The sequence below is a fragment of the bacterium genome (assembly GCA_024224155.1).
Lineage (GTDB): Bacteria > Acidobacteriota > Thermoanaerobaculia > Multivoradales > JAHEKO01 > CALZIK01.
In genome coordinates this window covers 1-1,457 of sequence record JAAENP010000537.1, presented here as the reverse complement: position 1 = coordinate 1,457, position 1,457 = coordinate 1, and the positions used below count along the sequence as shown (strand labels likewise).

The window sequence follows — 1,457 nt, the reverse complement described above, 5'->3', positions numbered from 1 at the left end:
TCAGACGCATAGCGACGCCCATTGGAGCGTCGGCCGCGGAATCTTCGCCAGCCCCAGGCCGCGGCCAAAGACGAACGGTAGCCCAGCGCGGGCCGGCAGAAAGCCCCCTTTCCCAACCGGCGGTCTGAGCTCCTCGAAGATAGTGTCGAAGTCCTCGTGAATCGACTCGAAGGTGGCCAAGAGATCCGGATCGAAGTGCTCGGCGGCGGCGCGCTGCAGAGCAAACGGGTTTCGCCGGCGCTCAGACCGGACGACACGCCCCAAGCTGGCGCAAAGGCGAGCCATACGGTCCAGGTGGCCGGCGAGCTCGGTCGACTTCGAGCGAACGGCCCGCTCCAAGTGCTTCGTCGGTCCGCTCGTCTTCTCCAGAAGTTGTCTAGGTGGCATCGGTTTTCCGTCCTCGAAAAGGTAGACGGAGAAACCGTGGCGGTCCTTCGTCGAAGGAGCGTTTTGACAAATGCACAAGTGCCGATAAGGCACCGACACTTGAAGGTCCGAAGAGCTTCGCCTACGGAATGCCCCAGGTCACGAAACCCGGATCCTCTGGGTCACGGGGGATCTCGGTCTGGCGCCAACCCACGTCTTCGAATACCGCAGGCTCCGAGGCCATGGCTTCGGTGAGCCCGGCTCTTCCCTCGACCAGCTTCCGCCGTGCTCTAATCGAGCACTCGTCGTCCTCCGGAAGCAGCTCGACCAAAGCCTGGACACAGGGCAACACCGTTCTCCGGAGGTCGATCAGCACCTTTCGAGCCGATACCCCGGCCCCGGGGTCGACCGCGCGCTCCAGGTCCCGCAGTGCGGCGAGAGTGAGCTCTCGCCACAGCTCGACAATTCGCGCGAACACTCCATGACACGGCCGGCTAGCATCCTTGAATCTCTGATCGATGGCGACCAGCAGGGCCTCGATCTCTCTGAGCCGCGCCCGGTAGCTTCCCGGGGGCACTTCCGCCGGGTCGGCCCACATCACCGGCCTGTCGAGGAAACACAAATCGAGCACTTCGCGCACGACGACGGGACAATCACGCAAGGCGAGCAGCGTCGAGTATGAGATCGGCTCCAGCTCTACGGAGCCCAACCGGAGCACGTAGGCAGTCGTCTCCGAGCCAGGATCCGGCTTCCGACCGACGACGCTTTGGTAGTCCAGGCCTCGCATGCTGCGGGTCCCTTCTTCTCAGGAAGACCGGGGACAGGCACCTTCCAGATTACATCTCCCTGACCAATAAGAAGGCTGCAAAGAACGGTGCCTCCCCCCTTCTTCCATTCGCCATGTCTAGCATTACGGAATGGCCTCCAGAACACCCGAACGGGTGGGGACGGTGACACCCGACCTCTGGGGTGGGAAGCGATGCCCATCTGTCAGGGTGTTTCAACCTGCTTCGACTTCTCAGATCATCAAACCAGGAAGCCTGGCAGGCGGCTGCTACTGGCCACCTCGTCGAGGATTCCGCGCGGAGGCG

2 protein-coding genes are annotated in these 1,457 nt (G+C 62.9%); both read right to left on the bottom strand.

The genetic code is table 11. From position 1 onward, the window contains the following. Positions 1-387 carry a hypothetical protein gene (locus GY769_25060; protein ID MCP4205194.1) on the bottom strand — a complete coding sequence of 129 codons (387 nt, stop codon included), beginning with the start codon at positions 385-387 and terminating at the stop codon, positions 1-3. Between the two features lie 121 nt (positions 388-508). Next, entirely contained in the window at positions 509-1,153 is a 645-nt protein-coding gene (locus GY769_25055) for a hypothetical protein (GenBank protein ID MCP4205193.1), read from the bottom strand. Positions 1,154-1,457 lie beyond the last annotated feature (304 nt).